The organism is Accumulibacter sp. (assembly GCF_023806565.1).
Taxonomy (GTDB): domain Bacteria; phylum Pseudomonadota; class Gammaproteobacteria; order Burkholderiales; family Rhodocyclaceae; genus Accumulibacter.
On the sequence record NZ_JAMTDV010000121.1, the window covers coordinates 24105 to 47510 of the forward strand.

At 62.8% G+C, this 23406-nt stretch carries 16 protein-coding genes; 3 read left to right on the plus strand and 13 right to left on the minus strand.

Features of this window, described 5'->3' with window-relative positions; translation table 11 throughout:
- Nucleotides 1–55 precede the first annotated feature (55 nt).
- Nucleotides 56–2284 carry a LysM peptidoglycan-binding domain-containing protein gene (locus tag NFV80_RS14135; RefSeq protein ID WP_295330597.1) on the plus strand — a complete coding sequence of 743 codons (2229 nt, stop codon included), beginning with the start codon at nt 56–58 and terminating at the stop codon, nt 2282–2284.
- A 48-nt stretch (nt 2285–2332) separates the two neighbouring features.
- Here the strand turns inward: NFV80_RS14135 and NFV80_RS14140 are convergent, their stop codons facing one another.
- Genes NFV80_RS14140 through NFV80_RS14155 form a run of 4 tightly spaced genes read right to left on the minus strand, consistent with a single transcriptional unit; the run spans nt 2333 to nt 8996 of the window.
- Nucleotides 2333–4357 carry an ABC transporter ATP-binding protein gene (locus tag NFV80_RS14140; RefSeq protein ID WP_295330599.1) on the minus strand — a complete coding sequence of 675 codons (2025 nt, stop codon included), beginning with the start codon at nt 4355–4357 and terminating at the stop codon, nt 2333–2335.
- Nucleotides 4354–5796: an ABC transporter permease gene (locus NFV80_RS14145; RefSeq protein ID WP_295330601.1), complete on the minus strand. Its 1443-nt coding sequence runs from the start codon at nt 5794–5796 to the stop codon at nt 4354–4356. The genes NFV80_RS14140 and NFV80_RS14145 overlap by 4 nt, the downstream gene beginning before the upstream one ends.
- Complete coding sequence (locus tag NFV80_RS14150) at nt 5796–6773, minus strand: ABC transporter permease (protein ID WP_295330603.1); 978 nt, start codon at nt 6771–6773, stop codon at nt 5796–5798. Before NFV80_RS14150 ends, NFV80_RS14145 begins: the two co-directional genes overlap by 1 nt.
- 57 nt (nt 6774–6830) lie before the next feature.
- The gene (locus tag NFV80_RS14155; protein ID WP_295330605.1) at nt 6831–8996 is read right to left on the minus strand and encodes an ABC transporter substrate-binding protein; all 2166 of its coding nucleotides are present in this window, start codon (nt 8994–8996) and stop codon (nt 6831–6833) included.
- A gap of 179 nt (nt 8997–9175) precedes the next feature.
- Between NFV80_RS14155 and fabI the strand changes: the two genes are divergently transcribed.
- Nucleotides 9176–9976, plus strand: coding sequence for an enoyl-ACP reductase FabI (fabI, locus tag NFV80_RS14160; RefSeq protein WP_295330607.1), 801 nt, complete (start codon nt 9176–9178; stop codon nt 9974–9976).
- 48 nt (nt 9977–10024) lie between these two features.
- Here fabI and NFV80_RS14165 read toward each other — a convergent pair whose 3' ends face one another.
- From NFV80_RS14165 to NFV80_RS14185, 5 genes are all read right to left on the minus strand, one after another.
- Complete coding sequence (locus NFV80_RS14165) at nt 10025–11722, minus strand: glycosyltransferase family 39 protein (RefSeq protein ID WP_295330609.1); 1698 nt, start codon at nt 11720–11722, stop codon at nt 10025–10027.
- Nucleotides 11723–11751: 29 nt separating this feature from the next.
- Nucleotides 11752–12567, minus strand: coding sequence for an endonuclease/exonuclease/phosphatase family protein (locus NFV80_RS14170; RefSeq protein ID WP_295330611.1), 816 nt, complete (start codon nt 12565–12567; stop codon nt 11752–11754).
- A 34-nt stretch (nt 12568–12601) separates the two neighbouring features.
- On the minus strand, nt 12602–14059 hold the full coding sequence (locus tag NFV80_RS14175; RefSeq protein WP_295330613.1) for a hypothetical protein: 1458 nt from the start codon (nt 14057–14059) through the stop codon (nt 12602–12604).
- Between the two features lie 5 nt (nt 14060–14064).
- The gene (locus NFV80_RS14180; protein ID WP_295330615.1) at nt 14065–14826 is read right to left on the minus strand and encodes an SRPBCC family protein; all 762 of its coding nucleotides are present in this window, start codon (nt 14824–14826) and stop codon (nt 14065–14067) included.
- Between the two features lie 224 nt (nt 14827–15050).
- Nucleotides 15051–15704: an FMN-binding negative transcriptional regulator gene (locus NFV80_RS14185; RefSeq protein WP_295330619.1), complete on the minus strand. Its 654-nt coding sequence runs from the start codon at nt 15702–15704 to the stop codon at nt 15051–15053.
- Between the two features lie 298 nt (nt 15705–16002).
- On the opposite strand from NFV80_RS14185, the gene NFV80_RS14190 reads away from it, so the two are divergent.
- Nucleotides 16003–16635 (plus strand): MBL fold metallo-hydrolase, encoded by a 633-nt coding sequence (locus NFV80_RS14190; RefSeq protein ID WP_295330621.1) that lies wholly within the window; start codon nt 16003–16005, stop codon nt 16633–16635.
- On the opposite strand, the gene NFV80_RS14195 is transcribed toward NFV80_RS14190, so the two are convergent.
- From NFV80_RS14195 to NFV80_RS14210, 4 genes are all read right to left on the minus strand, one after another.
- Entirely contained in the window at nt 16632–17303 is a 672-nt protein-coding gene (locus NFV80_RS14195; RefSeq protein WP_295330623.1) for a hypothetical protein, read from the minus strand. The genes NFV80_RS14190 and NFV80_RS14195 overlap by 4 nt on opposite strands.
- Nucleotides 17304–17757: 454 nt before the next feature.
- On the minus strand, nt 17758–19194 hold the full coding sequence (lpdA, locus tag NFV80_RS14200) for a dihydrolipoyl dehydrogenase (RefSeq protein ID WP_295330625.1): 1437 nt from the start codon (nt 19192–19194) through the stop codon (nt 17758–17760).
- A gap of 69 nt (nt 19195–19263) precedes the next feature.
- On the minus strand, nt 19264–20523 hold the full coding sequence (gene odhB, locus NFV80_RS14205; protein ID WP_296759085.1) for a 2-oxoglutarate dehydrogenase complex dihydrolipoyllysine-residue succinyltransferase: 1260 nt from the start codon (nt 20521–20523) through the stop codon (nt 19264–19266).
- 12 nt (nt 20524–20535) lie between these two features.
- Nucleotides 20536–23376 carry a 2-oxoglutarate dehydrogenase E1 component gene (locus NFV80_RS14210; protein WP_295330628.1) on the minus strand — a complete coding sequence of 947 codons (2841 nt, stop codon included), beginning with the start codon at nt 23374–23376 and terminating at the stop codon, nt 20536–20538.
- Between the last annotated feature and the right edge of the window lie 30 nt (nt 23377–23406).

The following is a 23406-nucleotide window of genomic DNA, read 5'->3' on the forward strand; positions in this document are numbered from 1 at the left end:
CCACGCAACCGGGATGAACTGGCGCCCACCCGAAAACGAGAACAGGATGTTACGGATGACGCCACGAATCGCGCTCGCTATTGCTTTTGCCCTTGCCTGCGGTGCTGCGTCGTCGGACGAAACGGCCAGTCAGCGTTCCGCTCCGAATTCCACCCCAAATCCCCGGTCGCCAGAGTCGGCTGCAACCGATGCCGCCTGGCGGATCGATCCCGGCGGAGTACTGCCGGTCTTCGAGCTCGTCACGCCGACGCAACTGCCCGAAACCATTGATCTGACTTCCGAACCCGAAGAGTTGTTCCAGCGCATACGGCGTGGCTTCTCGATGCCGAACATCAACAGTTCGCTCGTTCTGCATCATCAGCAGTGGTATCTCAATCACCCGGAATCGCTGCGCCGCATGGTCGAGCGCAGCAGCCGCTACCTTCACCATATCGTCGAAGAGATCGAGAAGCGCGGCATGCCGACCGAACTGGCCCTGCTGCCGATGGTCGAGAGCGCTTACAATCCAGCCGCCTACTCACGCAGTCATGCTTCCGGCCTGTGGCAGTTCGTGCCTTCCACCGGCAAGCAATACAAGCTCGAACAGAACTGGTGGGTCGATGAGCGCCGTGACATCGTCGCCTCGACCGCTGCTGCACTCGACTACCTGCAATACATCTACGATCTGCATGGCGACTGGCATCTCGCCCTTGCGTCGTACAACTGGGGGGAAGGCGCGGTCGGCAAGGCGATCAACCGGAACAAGGCGAACGGGATGCCAACCGACTACCTGAGCCTGACGATGCCCGAGGAAACGCGCAATTACGTTCCCAAGCTGCAGGCGCTGAAAAACGTCTTCAGCAACCCGAACATCCTCGCCAGCCTCAATATCCGCGGGGTCCCCAACCGGCCCTATTTCACCACCGTAACCAGCAATGGCAACATCGACGTCAAGCTGGCGGCGCAACTCGCCGAGATGCCGGTGCGGGAGTTCGTCGCACTCAACCCGGCGCACAATCGCCCGGTCATCAAGTCGGAAACGCCGATGGTCATTCCGGCACACAAGGTCGACACCTTCATCAGCAATCTCGAAGCGCATGAGGAGAGTGAAAAGCCACTGAGTTCCTGGCAGGCGTACACGCTGCGGGCTGGCGACAAGCTTGAAGAAGTGGCTCCACGCTTTGGCATGACCGTCGCCAATCTCAAGGCGGTGAATGGCATCAACGGCCGCATCAAGCTGGCACCCGGACTGACGCTTCTGGTCGCCGCACAGGAGGGGGCTGATCCGTCCGACGTCGCCGGACTGCCGGAAGCGCAGCCAGCTGCCGAACCGCCGCGCCTGCCGCAGCCTGAACCCGCGCCTGCGGTCGTCACGCGTACGCATACCGTGGCGAAGGGGGAAACCCTGCTCAACGTGGCACAGCACTATGGCATGAGTGTGGCCGAGCTCAGGCACCTCAACAAGCTGCACGCCAACCAGGTGGACGCCGGCACCAGACTGACCGTGACCGCGTCGGCGTCCGGCAAGCTGACGCTCGCGGCAGCCGAACCGAGCAGGCCGGCAGCCGGACATACGCCGGCTGACGCCGACGGCAAACGTATCGAGTCGCGAGCGGAAGCGGTGGTCGTGGCCGCCACACGCAACCACACCGTGCGCAGAGGCGAAACGCTGACCGAGATCGCCGAACGCTACGACATGAGCGTTGCCGACCTCAAACAACTCAACAAGCTGCGGACCAACCAGGTGAACGCCGGCAGCAAGCTGCTGGTGAGCGCACCGGAAAGCGCCAGGCCGGCCACCGCGGCGGCACGAACCGTCATCGCCGAGAATGAGCGGCCAGCCGCTGCTCCCGGCACGCGGACGCACACGGTACTCAAAGGTGAGACGCTGGCACAGGTGGCCAGCCACTATGGCATGACCGTCGCCGAACTGAAGCAGCTCAACAAGCTGCGCGCGGATCAGGTCAACGCTGGCAGCAAGCTCGCCGTGGCAGCGCCCGAAGCGGCGGCCAGACCGGCGAGCGGCAGGTCGCGCAGCGAAGTCGCAGAAGTGGAAAGCCGCCAGACCTTGGCACGAGCCGATGGCAGAAGGAAAGCCGAAGATTCCCCAGACCACTCCCGGCAGGCAAGCAAGAAATCCGCGAAACTCGCTCAGTACACCATTCGCCGTGGCGACACTCTGGTATCGATTGCCAAGCAATTCCGGGTCGAGAAGGATGACCTGCTGCGCTGGAACCGCATCCACGGCAATGACCTCAAGCCCGGACAGACGCTGACCATTCAACTCGTGCAGAACACGCTGTAGTCTCCCAACGGTGCCGAGAACGAGGACGTCGCGGGACGACGTCCCGGCCTAGGGATACAGGTGGCAGCTCACGCTATGCGTCCCCGACAGCGCAGTCTTCTGCGGATAGCGTGCACCACAGGTCACCATGGCTTGTCTGCAGCGCGGATGAAAATGACAGCCGGCCGGCGGGTTGGCGGGTGACGGGATTTCCCCCGGCAGGCGAACGAACTCCGGCTGCTCTTCCAGGCGAAGGCTCGGCACGGCTGACAACAGCGCCCACGTATAAGGGTGTTGCGGCGAGCGCAGCACCTCATCCACCGTCCCCTGCTCGACGATGCGGCCAAGGTACATCACCGCCACCAGATCTGCGAGATGGTCGACCACGGCGAAGTTGTGGGTGATGAACAGGTAGGCGAGTCCGAGTTCCACTTGCAGGCTTGCCAGCAGATTGAGAATCTGGGCCTGCACCGAAACGTCGAGCGCCGAGGTGGGCTCGTCACAGATCACCAGGTCCGGCTGCACGGCCAATGCCCGGGCAATCGCGATGCGCTGACGCTGCCCGCCCGAGAATTCGTGCGGGTAACGCTCGGCGGCCGCTGGATCGAGGCCCACCTGTTGCAACACGGCGGCGATTGCCGCCGCTTCGTGACGCCGATCGACAGTCGTCCCGAGCGCGCGCATGCCCTCGCCGATGATCTCGCCGACCGCCAGGCGCGGGTTCAGCGACGCGAAGGGATCCTGGAAAATCATCTGCATGCGTCGCCGCAGTTGGCGCAGCGCAGCGCGTGAGCAAGCGCCGAGTTCCTCGCCCAGCAAGCGGACGCTGCCGCCAGCGACCGGGAGCAGTTGCAGCACCGCCTTGCCGACGGTCGTCTTGCCACAACCGGATTCCCCGACCAGCGCCAGCGTCTGGCCTCGCGCCAGTTCGAGCGAAACGCCATCGACCGCACGCACATGACCGACGGTACGCTGCAGCACGCCGCGCCGGATCGGGAAATGCACGCACAGATCCGTCACCGAGAGCACCGACGGCGCCGGCGGTGAGCTGCCTGCCGGCGCCGACGCTACCGGCGAAGCGGCTCCGCCGATCTGCGCCGCCAACCCGTCGACTAGATGGCAGCGCACGCGATGAGCAGGTCCCACGAGCCGCCAATCCGGCGCCTCCTCGCGGCAGTGCTGCCAGGCATGCGCGCAGCGTGCCGCGAAACGACAACCAGCGGGCATCCCGGAAAGGGGCGGCACTTGTCCGGGAATCGTCTCGAGCCGACCACCGCGTCGCGCCAGATCGGGCAAGGCGGCAAACAGCTTTTGCGTGTACGGATGCCTTGGCGAGGAAAAGAAACTGTCGCGGGGTGCTTCCTCAACGATCTCCCCGGCATACATCACGCCCACCCGAGTCGCCAACTGCGCGACGACGCCAAGGTCGTGAGTGATCAGCAGCATGCCCATCGCACGTTCCACCTGCAAGCGGCGCAGGAGTTCCAGAATCTGCGCCTGCATGGTCACGTCGAGCGCCGTCGTCGGTTCATCGGCAATCAGCAGGCGCGGATTGGCGGCCAGAGCGACAGCGATCATCACCCGCTGCTTCATGCCGCCCGAGAGCTGGAAGGGATACTCGTCGAGCCGGCGCGCCGCATCGGCAATCCCGACCGCCGTCAGCAGTTCGAATGCGCGCGCGCGCGCCTCCGACCCCGCCAGGCCAAGGTGACGCACAAGCACTTCGGCGACCTGGTGACCGATGGTGAGCACCGGATTGAGGCTGGTCGCCGGCTCCTGGAAAATCATCGCCATGCCACCACCGCGCACGCCACGCATTTCGGTTTCCGGCAGCGCGAGCAGATCGCGACCGGCAAACGACACCTGACCGCCGACAATGCGGCCGGCGGCCGGCAGCAGGCGCAGCAGCGCGAGCGCGGTTGCCGACTTGCCGCAACCCGATTCGCCGAGCAGCGCCAAGGTTTCCCCCGTGGCAACGTGCAAGCCGACGCGATCGACGGCCATCAACAGCGAGCGACCGCTGGCAAAGGCGATCGAGAGATCGCGTACCTCGAGCAGCGTTTCCTTCTCCTGCGCGTGCGGCGCCCGGTTCATGCGGCCCCTGCCAGCCGAGGATCGAAAGCATCGCGAACGGCGTCGGCGAGCAGGTTGGCGGCCAGGACCAGCGTGAACATGAAGACGAAAGCAGCCGCCAACGACCACCAGACCGCCGGCTCCCGCGCCAGTTCCAGGCGAGCATTGTTGATCATCGTTCCGAAGCTGATCATCGTCGGATCGACGCCGATGCCGACGTACGAAAGCACGGCTTCCGCCAGTACCAGGCTGGAGAAATCCATGACCAGGGCGATGATCACGATGTGCATCAAATTGGGCAGAATGTGCCGCGCGAGGATGCGCAGGTCGGAAACGGCGAAGGCTTGCGCCGCCTGGATGTATTCGAGTTCGCGCAGCTTCAGCGTCTCGCCGCGCAAGAGGCGGCACAGGCCGGTCCAGCTGGTGACTCCAAGGATGAAGCACAGCGCCAGCAGACGAAGGTCGGCGCGTTCGGCGGCAGTCGCGAACCACTGTGGATGGGTGTCGATCACCACCTGCATCATCAACACGGCGGCGGCGATCAGCAGCACGCCGGGAATCGAGCTGAGGGTCGTGTACAGGTACTGGATCAGGTCATCGACCCAGCCGCGAAAATAACCGGCAACGACGCCGAGAAAGACTGCCAGCGGCAACATCACCAGCGTCGTCACCAGACCAATGACCAGCGCCGTGCGCACACTCTTGAGCACCTGATAAAGGACATCCTGTCCCACCTTGTCGGTACCGAAAACATGGTAATCGACGGCAAGCTGACCGAGCGCAATGCCCACCAGCAGCAGCGCAGCGATCACCGCGAGCACCGCGTTGCAGGCAAAACCGGTCTCGTTGCACCAGATGCGCCGCCAGGCCTCGACGTGCGAGCAGGCCTCGATGCGTGCCAGAGCGGTTGCGGTTGCCGCGGCCAGCGCCCACCAGACGAGCAGCGCGATCGCCAGCGCGCGCAGCAGTCGTTCGCCGATGTCGGCGTCGCGTCGCGTTTCGTCGGCGCCGAGATGGGCACCACCGTACTGCAACCGAGGGTAATCACGGATCTGGCGAACACGGCCACTGGCGTCGCGCAGCTCGATCGCTTCCTTCGCGTGCGCTCTCGTCGCCAGCGGTTCCGAGTAGGTTTTTTCACTGCGCGTGCGCAAGGGGCTGAGAACGGCGTCAAGCAGCGAGAGAACCTGCACCGCATACACCGCCGGCTTTCGCTCGCTGCTGGCGGCGATCTGCGTCTCGCCGCTTTCCAGACGCGGCCGGAAATGCAGCGAATCGAGCAGACCGACGCAAACGTAGAACAGCAGCACCGTCGCCGACGCCATTCCCGTCCGACTCCGGCCCACTCGCTGCCATGCAGCGCGCAGCAGCGGATTGCGCCGCGACCCCCAGGCGAACGCCAGTGCAGCGGCCACCAACAGCCAGATCAGTGCGTCCGACCAGAGAACGACCGGTGCCATCAGTGGAAACGAATCCTCGGGTCGACGAAGGTGTAGGAAATATCCGTGAGAATCAGCCCCACGATATACAGCACCGACCCGATGAAAACCATCGCACGCACCACGGCAAAGTCTTGCGCATTGATTGCGTCGATCGTATAGCTGCCGAGCCCGGGAACTCCGAAAAACGATTCGGTGAGCAGCGAGCCCATGAACAGCAGCGGAATCACCACCACGACGCCGGTCAGAATCGGAATCAGCGCGTTGCGCAGGACGTGCCGGAAAAGCACGGTCAGCTCGGACAGCCCCTTCGCACGCGCAGTGCGGACATAATCGCGTGCAATCTCTTCGAGAAAGATCGTGCGGTACCAGCGCGTCGAGGAACCGATCCCCGAGACGACTCCGATCACCACCGGCAAAATCAGGAACTTCCATGCATCCAGACCACCGCCATAGCCGGAAATCGGTACCAGCCGCCAGACCTTGCTGACCAGGTACTGACCACCGATGATGTAGAAGAGGCCCGAGATCGACATCATCGCGACGCAAAGCACGACACCCCAGAAATCGAGATAGCTGGCACGGAAGAAAGTCAGCAGAAGAGCAAGGGAAATCGTCACCAGCAGGCCGAGAAGGAACGTCGGCAGCGCGATCGCGAGCGATGGTCCCATGCGCGAAACGATCTCCCTGGCGATGTCTCGGCCGTCCTCGGCTCGCCCGAAATCGCCGGCGAACATGCGTGCCGACTTGCTGAAGAAAATGGTATCGGTAAACACCGCGGTACCATTGGCCGCCTCGTTGATGAACAACGGCTTGTCGTAGCCGCGTTCCGCCTTCCAGCGGGCAATCGCTTCCGGCGTCACGCGCTTGACACCGAGCTGCATGCGCGCCATGTCGTCCGGACTGTTGACCACGAAGAACAGCGCGAAGGTGACGAGGTTGACACCGATCAGGATCGGCAACGCATACAGCAGACGGCGAACGAGGTAGGCGAGCATGGTTGGCGAATATACCTCAAGGCGCGCCGGGCAGCGTGACGCTGCGCAGGAACGGGTTCATCCGCGCGCCGTGCGGCGTTCGCGGCGACGGTAGGCGATCACCGCCGGCAGGACGGCGGCGACAAGCGCGACGGCGAACACTGCCAGCGGCCAGAGCACCGGCCGATTCCACTGCTGCCGCAGCCGTAGTCGCTCGGCGACATCGATGCGCTGATACTTCAGAATATTGTGACCGACGTCGGTCGGCTTGCGATTGCGCAGCCAGACATGGCCAAGCGTGTAGCTGGTCGGATGGAAGCCGTAGATCCACGGCGCGTCATGTTGCAGCAGCGCCACCGCCTGGCGGATGATCGACAGCCGCTGGACCCCACGCGGTCCCTCGCTCTCCATGTTCTTCATCTGGTCGAAGAGGCGATCGAACTCCGGGTTGGCGTAGTTGGACGCATTTTCCCCACCTCTGGCAACCTTGCCTTCGCCACCGGCGAGCAGGAAAAGGAAGTTCTCGGGGTCAGGATAATCGGCGTTCCAGCCCAGATAATAGAGCTGCACCGCTCCCTTGCGAATTTTCTCCTGAAAGCGGTTGAAGTCGGTCGAGCGCACGACGAGTTGCACGTCCAGCTTGGCAAGCTGGCGGGTCAGCCAATCGAGCCGCGACTTGTCGCCCATGCCCCCGCTCGTCGTGTCCAGGTTGAGTACCAGCGGCTCGCCGGTCGTCGAGTTGCGGCCGTTTGGCCAGCCCGCTTCGGCCAGCAGCTTCTTCGCGACCTCGATCGACTTGCGCTGCGCCCGCCCGTCGACCCAGTCGTAGACCACCGGGTTGCTGCCCGCTTGGCCCTCGACGTACCCGAAAATCCCCGGCGGCAGCGGGCTGGTCGCGGCAATGCCACGCCCATTCATGAAGATCGAGATGAATTCTTCCTGATCGATGGCGATCGACAGAGCCTGGCGCAGCTTGGTTGGCTGCTCGGCAAGGCCGCCGACCACCGGATCGAGCATGTTGAAACCCATGTAGAAGATCGAAGCGCGCACACTGGTCAGCAGGCGAATCCCCTTCTCGCGCATTTCGTCGGTGAGCTGTACTTCACTGCCGACACCGAGCCGCACCGCCTGGTCAAAGCTGTCGGACGAAATTCCCGAAGCGTCGTAATAGCCTTGCAGGAACTTGTTCCAGTACGGGATGCTCTCCTTTTCGCGCGAGAACACCGCCTTGTCGATGAATGGCAGTCGCTTGCCGCAGTCGTCCAGCAGGCCGTCCAGCGCGTCTTGCGGCTCGCCCTGGCAAGGATAGGTCTCGCCATGAAAATTGGGGTTGCGCTCGAGAACCATGCGGCTGTTTGGATCGTTCCGCGTCAACATGAACGGCCCGGTGCCCACCGGATACCAGTCGAGTGTCAGATTCTTCGCGGCCATTCCCGGCAGGTGATAGAAGCGGTCGACCTCGCGCGGTACCGGTGCGAAAAATGGCATCGCCAGCCAGTAGACGAACTGCGGATACTTGCCGCGCAGCTTGATGCGGTAACGGTAGCGATCGACGCGGGTGACGCCGGTCAGCGGAAAGCGGTCGAGATCCAGCCAGGTACCCGGCGGCAGGCCGTTGGCTTCCTTCTGCAGCGTGGCGCCGAGTTCGCGCAGGCCGACGATGCGTTCCGCCATCATGCTGAAAATCGGCGAATGCACGTGCGGATGCGCCAGGCGCTTGATCTCGTAAATGTAATCGTCGGCGATCAATTCTCGGCTGGCGGTTCTGGCGAAGTCGGCAAGCGTCTCGATGCCGCGCAACTGCCCGTCAGCAAGATCCCGATAGAACGCCTGGCCGGTCTCGTCGACGGCGAAAGCGGGATGCGGCTGGTAATGAATACCCGGACGAATCCGGATTTCATAAACGCTGAAGGCGATCTTTGCCGCCGGCGCATCGGCCACCAGTTCGCGACCCTGCTCGTCGTAGTAGCGCGGCACCGGCACGGCGTCGCTGGTCAGGGGAATCAGCGTATACGGCCGCTTCAGGTAGTGGTACTGCAAAGGCGGCTCGTAGATTTGTGCCGTGAACACGATCTCGTCCTCGGTGTACGACTGCACCGGATCGAGATGCTTCGGACGCTCGGTGAATGCCGAATAGAGTATGTTCTGGCCGCGCTCGGCGTTCGGATAGGGATCATTCTGCTCGCTGCCACAGGCGACGAGCAGGACCAGCACGGGTAGCAAGAGCGAGCGAAGAGCCGACATGAAGCGAAGTGTAGCGCGAACTCGTCGGATCCGCTGCCGCTGCCCGCCCGCGCTGGCAGCCCTGGCGCCCGTCGCGCACTCCCGACGAATCGCCGGATCGTTCGGCAAATCCTTTATAATGCTCCGGTTAAGCTGATCCAAAAACCGCAACTCCAGCCAACCTTAGTCACGGAGAACTCATGGGATTCCTCGCAGACAAGCGCATCCTGATCACCGGCGTGCTCTCCAAACACTCGATCGCCTACGGTATCGCCAGAGCCTGCCATCGCGAAGGAGCTCAACTCGCTTTCACCTACCAGAGCGAGCGCTTCAAGGATCGCCTCGCCAAGTTCGCCAGGGAATTCGACAGCACGCTGATCTATCAGTGCGACGTCTGCGAAGATGCCGAAATCGATAATCTTTTCGCAGCACTGGCGGAGCACTGGGACGGCCTCGACGGCCTCGTGCATTCGATCGCCTACGCTCCCGGCGAAGCGATCGAAGGCGACTTCCTCGAAGGCATCACGCGCGACGCTTTCCGCATCGCCCACGACGTGTCTGCGTACAGCTACCCGGCGCTGGCCAAGGCAGCCCGGCCGCTGCTCCTGCGTGGTCACCACCCTGCCCTGCTCGCCCTCTCCTATCTTGGTGCCGAGCGCACCATGCCCAACTACAACACCATGGGCCTGGCCAAGGCCAGTCTCGAGGCGGCTACCCGCTACCTCGCCTTCTGCCTCGGTCCGCAGGGGATTCGCGCCAACGCCATTTCCGCCGGCCCGATCAAGACGCTCGCGGCATCCGGCATCGGCAACTTCTCGCGCCTGCTCGCCTACAACGCGCACAATGCACCACTGCGCCGCAACATCACCATCGACGAAGTTGGCAATGCCGCCGCTTTCCTGCTCTCCGACCTTGCCAGCGGGATCACCGGCGAGATCATGTACGTGGATGGTGGGCTGAACACTACTGCCCTCGGCAACCCGGAGCCATTGCCGGCGTGAACAGCTCGTCTACCGGGTGGGCTCGGGTCCACCCGGGGGAGCAAGCACTCAGCGGGCTCGATACGCAACCAAGCCACTGCCGCCCCCAGCAAACCGTTGTCTGGTCGGCCTCTCCTTGAGAACTGGTGGCATGGTCCGCAATTCCGGGAATTCCTGGAAAAACGCTTCCCGGTCGGCTTCTTCGAGAATCAACACGACCTCATCACCGATCGCAACCAGTTCCGACCTGGAATTGATCGTCGGAATCGCTTCCTTGGCATTCAGGTAGAACGCAAGAGTCGTGTTCTTCTTGCGGTAGAAAGCCAGCCGTCGATCATCTCCGATCTGCCCGGCCAGCGACAGTGCAAACGGTTTTTGCTGCCGGTAGCTGTCCGCTCCGGGAAGAACTAGGCCAAACACTACGGCCATTTCCAGTGCAGCGAGCAGCAGGGCCAGGGACAGCGGCGAGGGAAAGCGGGAATCGATGCAGGTCAGGTTCTGGAGGATCGCCACGCGATTCCTTCCCAGCAACGCGATGCCGGCGCCACCCACGCCGATTGCGGCGGAGCCGATCAGGAACTCGTTCGGCATCGCAACATCCCCCGCGTACACGGCAACCGCGAAGGGGAAGAGCAGCAGCACGAGCGCAATCACCAGCAGCACGAACACCGTTGCGATCATCGCCCGCCGGCGCCATGCATCGCTACTCGCCTCGTCCATGTAGGCGGCGACCAGAATCATGCAGAACGGCGTGATCGGCAGGATGTAGTACCAGCGCCTTGAGCCGGAAAGGGTGAAGAAAAGAAAAATGAGGACAATGGCTTGCAGCAGCCAGCGCAGGCTTTCATCCAGTTGCCTGTAGCGCGACGCGTAGCGTGCCAGAGCGGCGAAAAACAGAAACATCCATGGAAAGAGAATCCTTGGCAGTTCATACAGGTAGCTGTAGAAAGGATCGTCGTGGTCGAATGGTTGGAAGAATCGCACGATGTTCTCGCGGATCAGGAGATCGAGACCCGACAGGTGATTCCGCTGTGCCTGGACAGCCGCGGGCAGTGGCTGCCACCCGGCGAGCAGGTAGGGAAGCAGAAAGACGCCTGCGGCAAGCACGATGGCCAGCAAATGGGCAACGTTGACATGCTGTTTCCAGCGCCCGCCACGCAGCACGTAGGGCGCGACCACGAGGAGCGGTACGGTTATCGCCGTGAGTCCCTTCAACTGACAGCCGACGGCGCAGAGCAGATAAAAGATCAGATACGAGGAAAAATCGGCGCGATCCCGGCGATGCACGAACCAGGCAGTCGCAGCGGCGATCAATGCCAGATTGGACAGTTCCGCCGATGCAGTATGGGACCAGAACAGGAACCCGTAGCTGGTAGCGATCAGACATGCACTCAGCCAGGCAACACGAGCGCCGAAAAGATCGCGGGCGATCCGGTGGCTGCAGAACAGGGTCAGCAAGGCGGCGACTGCTCCCGGCAGCCTCACGACAAATTCGTTCAAGTCATTCGCACAGAGGGAAGCAAGGACGATCAGCCAGTACGACAACAGGGGCTTGTCGAAATATACCTCGCCGTTGATTACCGGGTGAAACAGGTCGCCGTGCAGCAGCATGTTTCTGGCAATTTCTCCCCAGCGGTCTTCGGATCCGGCAAGAGCTCTCTGGCCAAGAGAATGAAAAATCAGAAAGTAGGCAGACAACAGTAGGAACAATACGGTGCCAAGGGTCTGCAGCGACCACTTGTCTGCCGGCTGACAAGGACGATTCATCGTCATCTCCCGAGCTTCGACGGTCGCAGCTAGAGTTCGAGCTCGGCGATCAGGGGCGCATGGTCAGAGCAGCGCGCCCAAGCCAGACCCTGAGGGACGTGCATGTCGAGCACCCGGAAGCCGCGCACGTAAATTCGGTCCAGAGTCAGCCACGGGGCGAAACTGGGGAAGGTGCGCGAAACGCCAACCAGTGCGTCACGCGCCGATCGCCACGCCAGCAGGCGGCTCAGGAAATCGAGTTTCGATGGCGGTGGCGTCGCGGCGACTGCCACTTCATTCACGGCGAGCCGTTCGCGCAACAGGACGTCGACGCGCTGCTGCCAGTCGTTGAAATCGCCGGCGATAATCAGCGGCGCCTTGACGGGAACTTCGCGGTGCACGAAGTCGGCGAGATACGTCGCCTGGCGAAGCCGACTGCGCTTGATCAGTCCGAAGTGGACGCAGATCAGGTGCACTTCTTCCCTGCCCTTGCTGCGGCCCACCTGCGTCACGGCGTGCAACAAGCCGCGCCTCTCCAGCAGATGGTCGGAGATGTCGTGGTTGCTGGAGTTGACAATGCGATGACGCGAGAGGATCGCGTTGCCATGGTGACCGTGCGGATAGATCGCGTTCATCCCGTAGGCACGATGGGCGTAGGCACCGGTGGCGAGAAAATCGAGTTGCGTGCCGGAGACTGGATAGCCCGGCTTGCGCGCCAGACGTTCGTTGCGATCCTGCACCTCCTGCAGGAAGACGATGTCGGCATCGATCGCTTCCAGTGCCATGCGGACGTCGTGGATGCGCGGGCGCCCGCGGATTCCCGTCACGCCCTTGTGGATGTTGTACGTGGCAACCCTGAGTTTCATGGCCGTGCCCAGTGGCCGCCGGCTTGCGCGTGGATCACGGCAATTCCTCGAAATAGCGATCGATCAGCAAGGGATCGTCGAAATGACGACGTCCGACGAACGCCGTCGCGTGCCGGCCCCATTGCCGCATTTGCCCGGCGCTGGCGATCCCGGTCGGCCAGAAGTAGAAACGTTCGAGCCGCTCGCTGCCGGCAACCAGCCCATCGGGAGCAAAGGCACTGTGCGTGCCGCCTCCCGGCAATGGTAGCATCCTCAATTCCTCGTCGTCGCGCAACGCCAGGGAAAGACCTGCGTCGCCGGCCGCGGCAGCGATCTCGACCCGTTGCAGGTAATGGGTGCCGGGGGCCAGCTTCAGCACGACGCGTTCGTCCACAGCTGGCGCTGGCAGCGTCTGCGGAACGAACAGACCCTCATCGATGCCATCGGCCTGCGGCCGCGCCCGCACGTGCTCAGTGGGGATGAACAGGTGATAGCAGCCACAGGGATGGATCGTATCGTACAGCAAGGGAGTTCCGTTCTCAGCCACGGTGACGCGCCACAGCAAACCGTCGAGTCTCCCGGCAAGAACGTCGTAGGCGTGCGCCGACGGACGCGCCGGAAACCACAGAGTGTATATCAGCTGCAAGCGCCAGCGGCCACCGAAACGCGTCTGTCCACTGCGCACGTACAACGCCGGCTGGTCGGCGGCAACTCCGACTTGCCACCGCGTTCCTGCATCACGCTGCCAGACGAGAGCGCCGGGAAGATCGTCGTTGGTTGACGTGGCGATTGCGAACCGCGGGGCATGGCGCACGATCAGGCGGGCGAGGGTGTCGCGGGCAATCGTCGGCATGGCGGGTAGCGACAGGTCCCCGAACAGCGGCACATCTGCTGACTGCTCGGCGACGCCGTAGTGTACGCGCGGCGGACCCGGCGGGTCGCTCGCCGCGTGCGCGGCGAAGACGGCCAGCGTGTTGGTCTGCCAGTTACGGATTCCCGCGGCAAAAGCGTAGCGCGTCAACGGATACAGCCCAAGCAACCGCATGCTGCTGGAGTAGTCGTCGGGCACCTTGGCAGCGTCGACCAATGCGGGCAGATCCGCCTGGTCGGCGGCCGCCAGCAATTGCCGGCACTTGCCGAGCAACTCGATCGAAACTGCGGCATCGGGACCAGCGTTCAGCAATTCAACGCGCCGACCTGCCTCGTCCAGCGCCGCCAGCGCCTCCCGCCAGACCAAGATTTGCCGCGCATTCTGGGCGCCACTTTCCGCGACCAGCTCGGCAAGTACTCGATCGACTCGCAGGTGCGGAAATCCGGGCACGCGATGCGCCTGCACGTCGCGGGTGCCTGCCGCGTCGATCAGGAGATCACTGTTCTGAAAGAGCCGCGTGCAAACACCCACTTCGTCACTGCGTTGCAAGCGTTGCATGACAGGTGGAAGTCCGTAGGGATCGACACTGGCACAACCGGCGAGCAGGCACGATCCCAGAGCGACAACGAGAAAGCGCGCCATCCGGGTCAGTCACCGGCGTCCACGAGCGCCTGACGCCGCTCGATCTCGCGCAGCATCGCCGTGAACTGCTCGCGCATCGTGCGCCGCACTGCGGCGACTCCGAACAGCGAGCCGATCACGGTTGGCAGCGGCCGTGCAAGTTCGAACTGTGCATCGTAATCAAGGCGAACTCCTTCACGTCGCGAGAGAGAGATTGGGAGCAAGCGGTAGCGCCCAAGGAAGCTGCGCAGCGTCGGGTCGCCGACATCTGCCGGGTCAGCCAGGCGGGCCAGCACCATCGTGTAGGGAGTATGTTCCACCACCAGCCGAAGCCGTACCGGCAGGTCCATGAACAACACCGAGAAGACGCCGACCTGTTCGATGACCAACCGATCGCCTGTACGCTCGAGGACGCGGGCACGCATCACTCCGGGAACGAATTCGCGTAGACGCTCGTAGTCAGTCAGCGTGTCCCAGACGACGCGCCGATCCGCAGCCAGCCGGGCGCTGGCGTTGACGATGTAGGTTGCGCCGTCGAGCGAGACGTCGATCGCGGCGGCCATGCTTCCCTCCGCATCGGCCTGTGCCACCACCCGGCAACCGACGCCCAGCCAGAGCACAGCCACCAAGGAGGCGTAGTAGCGAAGGCGCTTCGTTCGCCGGGCGATGACAGACGGCCGGACAACCGTCGGGACGGCCTGCGGGGACAGGCGGCGCCCGCCAGCCGGAACGTACGAGCGGTCGCACGGCGGGTTGAGCACGGCTCCGGCCGTCTGGTCGACAGGCATGCTGAACGCTGGAGCGCAGCTCGGCCCTTGATTCACGGGTCAATGCGGGGTGGGAGTAGCGATCTGGACGATGGAGCTGCGATCGACACCTGCATTCTTGACGGCACAGAAGGCGGCCGATGGGCGATGCGCAGCGCTGGCACCAGGTCGGGGCGAGATACGCCGGTCACGGCAGCCGTACCGACGCGGCTTCGCCACATCACGAGCGACGCCGATGTGCGGAGTCACGCCTCGGCCTGACGTCGGCTTCTGCTCTCGACCAGATCGGCGAGCAGCGGATGGCGGTGCGGGTCGTCGTCCGCACGCAGGCCGTCGATGACACCGACGCGGTCGACGTCGTTCCGGTTCTGGCTCATTTTCCACTTGCCTTCTATGCGGCAAATGTGGATCTCGATGCCGATCAGCGCCCGTCGCTGCGCCGCGAGGAAATCGGCCGGCGCGTCTTCGGTTGACCATGGCAACGGGCGCCGCCCTTCGTGCAATCGGGTGAGGTCATCGATCTGCCGGCTCAGCCAGCCGTCGTCCGCCACCGTCTCGGGCTTTCCCCAAGCGTGCACGGTCGCATAATTCCAGGTCGGTACGACTTTCCCGTTGATCGACTTGGTCGGATACCACGACGGCGTGATGTAGCCTTCGAGTCCCTGAAAAACGACCAGGCATTCCAAACATTCCACCAGTTCCTTCCCGTGCGGATTCGCCTTCGCCAGATGAGCCCGGAGCACTCCGCGCTGGCCTTCTTCGGAATAGATCACGAACGGCACTGGAGATGCCTGCAGCCCCTGGGGACCATGAGTGACGAGCAGGCCCAGCGGGTGCGCCCGGATCAACCCGTGCATCTGGTCGACGCGCTTTTCGCGGAAAGCGGAAGGAATATACATGGATCTCTGCTCCGGGGTTCGGGAATCGGGCAATGCTCGCAAGGCATTGTAACTCGCGCAACGACGTGCGGGCGGTGCCGCGCTTCCGCCACGGACTCTGCCGGCGAGAGTCGAAGGCTTCGGAAAGAGGTGCCCAGTCGGAGAGGAATCGCACCCTGCTTCGGCTGGCGCTAGGCGACTCGCCGCGAGGCTCGCGCATTGGGGAGTGGCGCCGGACGCCTGCCTGCGCCGGCACGCCGAGGCCGCGCACTGATATACTTCGCAGCCCCGACCATTCCTGCCCCAATGACGGCCATCCATGAAATACCAAATCATCCCGGTCACTCCCTTCGAACAGAACTGCAGTATCCTGTGGTGCGAGCAAACCAAACGCGGCGCGATAGTCGACCCTGGTGGCGATGTCTCGCGCATCCTGCGCGCAGTGGAAGCCAAGGGCATAGAACTCGAGAAGATTCTGGTGACCCATGGGCATATCGATCACGCGGGCGCGGTGGCCGAACTGGCCGAACGCCTATCACTGCCGATCGAGGGACCGCAACGGGAGGATCAGTTCTGGATCGTCGGCATGCCTGCACAAAGCAGGATGTTCGGCTTTGCCAACGTGCGCGCCTTCACACCCGACCGCTGGCTCGAGCAGGGTGACAAGGTGCGCTTCGGAAATGTCGAGATGGACGTCCTGCACTGCCCCGGGCACACGCCGGGGCACGTGGTTTTCTTCTACGCACCGGGCCGGTTGGCAATTGTCGGTGACGTCTTGTTCCAGGGTTCGATCGGCCGCACCGATTTTCCGAAGGGGGACTTCGATACGCTGATTTCGTCGATCCGTAATCGGCTCTGGCCACTCGGCGACGACGTGGCGTTCATTCCTGGTCACGGACCGATGTCGACATTCGGTGCCGAACGCCGCAGCAATCCGTTCTGCGGCGACTAGACCTTTCTCGTCCTAGGCTTGAACAAGCCGAGCAGACCGATACCCAGAAGCAATAGCGACGGCGTAGCCGGCAACGGAAGCACCGCCGCGTTGATGGTGTACGAGAATCCCTCGAAAAAGAAACCGGTGGGCTGAAAACCGCTGAAGGCAATCTCATTGCCGCTGATGTGGCCAGTCAGTGAAGCGATCGGGCCGCTGGTAAATCCTGAACAGAGAGTGTCCGGGCTAGCAGGGAAGGTGCAAGGGTTCGCATCGCCGTCCAGCACATCGCCATTGACGCGAACAAAATAGTTTGGAAACTCAAAGCCATCAGGCGAGATGCTGCCAATCACACTAGGATTGATGAAGCGCGCCCAATGCGAATCGAAGACAAAAGTGCCAAGCGCCCCCACCGGGTCACCGTCCACGAAGTACTTCCACCAGTAATGCGAGAGCTCCACGTCGAAACTCCCGGATACCACAAAGGGTCCCGCCGCGTCCTGAAAAAAGGCAGGGATATAGCTGACGGTACTACCCGTTCCAATCGTGTAGTGTCGGACTTCGCTGTCAACGCCAAAGTCCGTGATGGTAAGCGCGTTGGCCATGCCAGTGGCCAGTACGCCAGCCACGATTCCACAGCGGCGCAAGTTGCGTGCCATAGTTCCAGTCATGTTGTTCTTTTCTTTCATGAAGTGTTAGAGACGTACGTCGCGCGTGGGTGATCCGAATTCGGAAATCAAAGAGGATAGAATCCCCCGTGATCGGGCTAGCGCGCGGAACGCAGCGACGTGGAGCAAAAAACATGCCGTTCGCCATGATCGACGAAATTTCGTCTGCTCATCAATCGCTTGGCGCCGCCGTCCGACCTCTATCAGGCGAGATGAGCCCAGCGGGTGTAACAATTCCCGACATCACCCACGAGACTCCTCGCTGCCGCAAGTCGCGTGCGCGTCCCGCGGTTTACCCTCAGGGCGATGCGATAAGAGCGCAATCACGAAGGCGACGGCAATAGACTGGCGACGTGCTGGGGAAGCGCAAGCGCCATGCACAGTCCGAGAGAGTCGATCAGGGTTGGTGCCAGAAAAGCATGGCGAGGCCAGAGGCACCCTCGCCGATTCTGACACCTGGACCGGAGAGCAGCGGCTAAAAGTGCAGCGGCCTCTTGTCACAGGCCAGAGCTGCTTCGTGCACCACCTCCGACAGCGTCGGATGCGCGTGGCAGATGCGAGCCAGATCCTCGGATGCTGCACCGAACTCCATCGCGACGACACCCTCGGAGATCAGCTCGGAAGCATTCGCGCCAATGATGTGCAGGCCGAGAATGCGGTCGCTCTGCGCGTCCGACAGCATCTTGACGAAACCGCCGGAATCGCCCATGCCGAGGGCGCGGCCATTTGCCGCAAAGGGAATCTTGCCGACCTTGTAGGCCACCCCTTCCGCTTTCAACTGTTGTTCGGTCCTGCCTACCCAGGCAATCTCCGGGCTGGTGTAAATCACCCAGGGGATGGTCTCGAAATTGCAATGGCCGGCCTGACCCGCCATCTGCTCGGCAACCATCACTCCCTCTTCCATCGCCTTGTGCGCCAACATCGGGCCGGCGACGACATCCCCCACCGCCCATACTCCGGGGAGGTTGGTACGGCAATGCGAGTCGACTTCGATCTGGCCGCGGTCCGTCAACTTGAGACCCACCTTGTCAGCGTCCAGGCCGTCGGTGTTGGGGATCCGGCCGATCGAAACGATCAGGCGATCGGCGTCGAGTTTCTGCTCGTTGCCGTCCTTGTCCGTGTAGTCGATCGAGACACCCTTTTGCGATATCTTGACGTCACCGATCTCGATGCCGGTGATGATCTTCAATCCCTGCTTGGCAAAAATCTTGGCGGCTTCCTTGGCGACATCGACGTCGCTCACCGACAGAAAGTCGGGCAGCGCCTCGAGGATCGTCACTTCGGAACCGAGGCGTCGCCAGACGCTGCCCATTTCCAGACCGATCACGCCGGCCCCGATGACCGCCAGTCGTTTCGGAACGGCGTCGATGTCGAGCGCGCCGACGTTGTCGCAAACGATCTCGTTATCGACCGGTACTCCCGGCAGATGCCGCGCCTTGGAACCGGTGGCAAGGATCACCTGCTTGGCCTCGACCAGATCCTCGCCCACCTTGAGCTGCCAGACTTCGTTTCCCGGCGACCCCTTGCAGCCAACGAAGGCGCCATGTCCGTTCAGCAGGGTGACCTTGTTCTTCTTGAACAGCGCCTTGATGCCGCTGGTCAATTGCTTGACGATGCCGTCCTTGCGCCCGATCATCCTGGCAACGTCGATGGTCGGCGCACCGATGCCGATGCCCTGACCGGCAAAGCTGTGAGCGGCTTCCTCGAAGAGATGCGACGTATGCAGCAACGCCTTCGACGGAATGCAACCGACGTTCAGGCAAGTTCCGCCAAGACGCGGCTCGCCCTTGGGATCGGCATAGGCATTCGACTCGCAGCAGGCAACGTTGAATCCGAGTTGCGCGGCACGGATGGCGGCAACGTAACCGCCGGGGCCGCCGCCGACAACCAGAACGTCAAATTGCTTGGACATGTTGGATTCCCTTTCTGACCGCGGAGACACGGCGGGCGCTAACGCCCGCGCTGCCTCGGTGGGGGGTGGTTAAACGCCGAGCAGCAGGCGGGCAGGATCTTCGAGCGCCTCCTTCATCGTCACCAAACTCAGCACCGCTTCGCGACCATCGATGATGCGGTGATCGTAGGACATCGCCAGATAATTGATCGGGCGAATCACCACCTGGCCGTTCTCGACTACCGGGCGGTCCTTGGTGGCGTGGATGCCGAGGATTGCCGACTGCGGCGGGTTGATGATCGGCGTCGACAGCATCGAGCCGAAAACGCCGCCGTTGGAGATCGAGAAGGTGCCGCCGGTGAGTTCCTCCATCGACAGCTTGCCGTCCTTGGCCTTGACGCCGAATTCCCCGATCTTCTTCTCGATGTCGGCAATCGTCATTTGATCGGCGTCGCGCAGGATCGGCACGACCAGACCACGCGGGCTGCCGACGGCGATTCCGATGTCGATGTAACCATGATAGACGATGTCGTTGCCGTCAACCGAGGCGTTGACTACCGGGAATTTCTGCAGGGCGGCGACGGCGGCCTTGACGAAGAAGCCCATGAAGCCAAGGCGAACGCCATGCGCCTTCTCGAAGCGCTCGCCGTACTGCTTGCGCAGCGCCATGATCGGCCCCATATTGACTTCGTTGAAGGTGGTGAGGATCGCATTGGTCGCCTGCGACTGCAGCAGCCGCTCGGCGACGCGCGCACGCAGGCGCGACATCGGCACCCGCTGCTCCGGACGTTCGCCCAGCGGCACTGCCACCGCTGGCGCTGGTGGCAAAGCGGGTGTTGCGGTTGGCGCCGGGGCGGCGGCAGCCGCTGCGGCGGCCACGGGCTTGGCCGCGGGCGCCTGCGCAGCGAGCGCATCCGCCTTGGTGATGCGCCCGCCACGACCCGTTCCGGCAACTTCGCCTGCGGGAATTCCTTTCTCTTCGAGGATCTTGCGGGCTGCCGGCAGCGCGGCGGCCGTCGCCGCTGCCCCTGCCGGCGCCGTTTCCGCCTTCGCGGATGCGGTTTTCGCAGGCGCGGCCTTGGCCGCCGGCGTGGCGACTGCACCGGCCTGAGCAGCGGTGTCGATGCGCGCGATCACCTCGCCGGCAACGACCGTGTCACCGTCGCCCTTGACGATCTCGACCAGCACGCCGCTGTCGGGCGCGGGCAGCTCGAGCACGACCTTGTCGGTCTCGATGTCGATCAGGTTCTCGTCCCGTGTGACTGCCTCGCCGGCCTTCTTGTGCCACGAGACCAGTGTCGCCTCGGCGACCGACTCGGAAAGCTGTGGAACTTTGACGTCGATGATCATGTTCTCTCCGTTCTAGGGCAATTTGTAGTACTCGATCTCACCGAACACGGATTCGATCAGAGCCTTTTGTTGAGCGTTGTGCTTGCTTTGGTATCCCACCGCCGGCGAAGCGGACGCGGGACGGGAGACGAGCAACAAATGCTGCTTTTCGCTGAGCGAGCGTGACAGGTGCTGGCGTGAGGCGATCCAGTACCAGGCACCCTGATTGCGCGGTTCATCCTGACACCAGACCACTTCAGTCGCTTTCGGATACTTCGCAAGTTCTTCCTGGAACGATTCCTGCGGGAATGGGTAGAGCTGCTCGAGGCGGGCGATCGCAACGTGCGCGACCTTTCTTTCGTGGCGTGCTGCGACCAGTTCGTAATAGATCTTCCCAGAGCAGAAGACCACTCGCGTCACCTTCTTGGCGTTGATCGGCTCGACTTCGCCAATTACCGGCTGGAATTCGCCATCGCTTAGTTCGTCCAGCGATGAGGTGGCGTCCTTGTGGCGCAGCAGAGATTTCGGCGAGAACACGATCAAGGGCTTGCGCTGGTTGCGTAGCGCCTGCCGGCGCAACATGTGGAAGACCTGCGCCGGCGTCGACGGTTGGCAGACCTCCATGTTCATCTCGGCGCAAAGCTGCATGTAACGCTCGATGCGCGCTGAAGAGTGCTCCGGTCCCTGCCCTTCGTAACCATGCGGCAGCAGCAGCACGAGGCCGCTCGCGCGCCCCCACTTGGCTTCGCCCGCCGCGATGAATTGGTCGATGACCACCTGTGCCCCGTTGGCAAAGTCGCCAAACTGCGCCTCCCACACCACCAGTTCGTACGGGTTGGCCGTAGCGTAGCCATACTCGAAGGCGAGCACGGCTTCCTCCGAGAGGACCGAGTCGAAACACTGGAAACCGGCCTGCCTTTCCTGCAGATTGGACAGGGGGTAGTAGGTACCGTGGTCCCAGTGCTCACGGTTCTGATCGTGCAGCGCGGCATGGCGGTGGAAGAAGGTGCTGCGACCAACGTCTTCGCCGGAAATTCGCACGCCATAGCCGGAAACCAGCAGCGAGGCATACGCCAGGTTTTCCGCCATACCCCAGTCGACCGGCAACTTGCCTTCGCCCATCAGGCGGCGATCCTCGATGATCTTCCTGACCCGGCTGTGCAGCGTGAAATTGGGCGGAATCGTCGTCAGTCGCTCGGCAAGGCGTCGCAGCTCGGCAACCGGCACCTTGGTGTCGCAGTTCTCGATGTACTTCGGTGAGAGGAATGGCGTCCAGTCGATGGTCATCGGATGCTTGTAGCCGGCCAAGACGGGGTTGTACAGGAGTTCGCCGCGGTCCAGATGAGCGCGGTACTCGGCGACCAACTCGTCCGGCCCCTCGGGATGCAAAACGCCTTCGGCAACCAGCCTGTCGGCATAGAGCTTGCGCGTCCCAGGGTGCATCTGGATCTTCTTGTACATCAACGGCTGCGTGACCATCGGCTCATCCTGCTCGTTGTGCCCGAGCTTGCGATAGCAGACGATGTCGACCACGACATCCTTCTTGAAAGTCTTGCGGTAGTCGACCGCGATCGCCGTGACCAGCGCCACCGCCTCGGGATCATCGCCATTGACGTGGAAGATCGGCGCCTCCGCCATCTTGAAAATGTCGGTGCAATACAGCGACGAACGATAGTCGCGCGGATCCGAGGTGGTGAATCCGATCTGGTTGTTGATCACGATGTGCACCGTGCCGCCGACACCGTAACCACGCGTCTGCGCGAAGTTGAGCATCTCCTGATTGACCCCCTGGCCAGCGACCGCGGCATCGCCATGGATCAGCACCGCCAGGACCTTGTCCTTGCCATCCTCGCCACGACGACGCTGGCGCGAATAGACCGAGCCGACGACCACCGGGTTCACGATTTCCAGGTGCGATGGGTTGAAGGCAAGGGTCAGATGGCAAGGCCCGCCGGGCGTCGAGACGTCGGACGAGTAGCCCATATGGTACTTGACGTCACCAGCGGTGAGTTCCTGCGCTTTCTTGCCCTCGAACTCCTCGAAGAGCATCGCCGGTGCCTTGCCCAGGGTATTGACCAGCACGTTGAGGCGACCGCGATGCGCCATGCCGACGACGATCTCGTCGACTCCGCCGGCACCCGCGACGCGAATCAGTTCGTCCATCGCGACAATGGCGGATTCGCCACCTTCGAGCGAGAAACGCTTCTGCCCGACGTAACGCGTATGCAGGTAGCGTTCGAGCGTTTCCGCGGCGGTCAGCCGCTCGAGCATCCGCTTCCGCTCCTCGGCGGTGTAGCTCGGCTTCGAATGAATTCGCTCCAGGCGATCCTGGATCCAGCGCTTCTCGGCCGTCATGCTGATGTACATGTACTCGACGCCGATCGAACCGCAGTAGGTCGCCTTCAATGCGTCGTAGATCTGGCCAAACGTGGCGCGCTCGGGGGTTCCCTTGAACGAGCCGGCATTGAACACCGTATGCAGGTCGGCGTCGGAGAGCCCGTAGTAGGCGGGATCGAGTTGCTGCACATCGGGGCGCGGGGTGCGCTTCAAGGGGTCGAGATTCGCCCAGCGGTCGCCGATGAAACGGTACGAGGTGATCATCTGGAGAATACTCACCTGTTTTCTGTCGTCCATCGGCGCCACCGCCGCCGCCCGGTAGCCTCCCCGCCTCGCCTGTTCGGCGAAGGCATTGATCACCGGCAGATGGGGAACGTCGCGGGCGACGTAACCGGGCAGTTGCGCCAGCTTGTCGAAATACTCGCGCCATTGTTCAGAAACGGATCCGGGATTGTCGAGATAGTTCTCGTACAGTTCCTCGACAAAGGGTGCGTTGCCGCCAAAGAGTAGGGAGTTACCAAAAAGCTGATTCATCATGGCAGTTACCTGTCGTCACCGTTCTGGTTC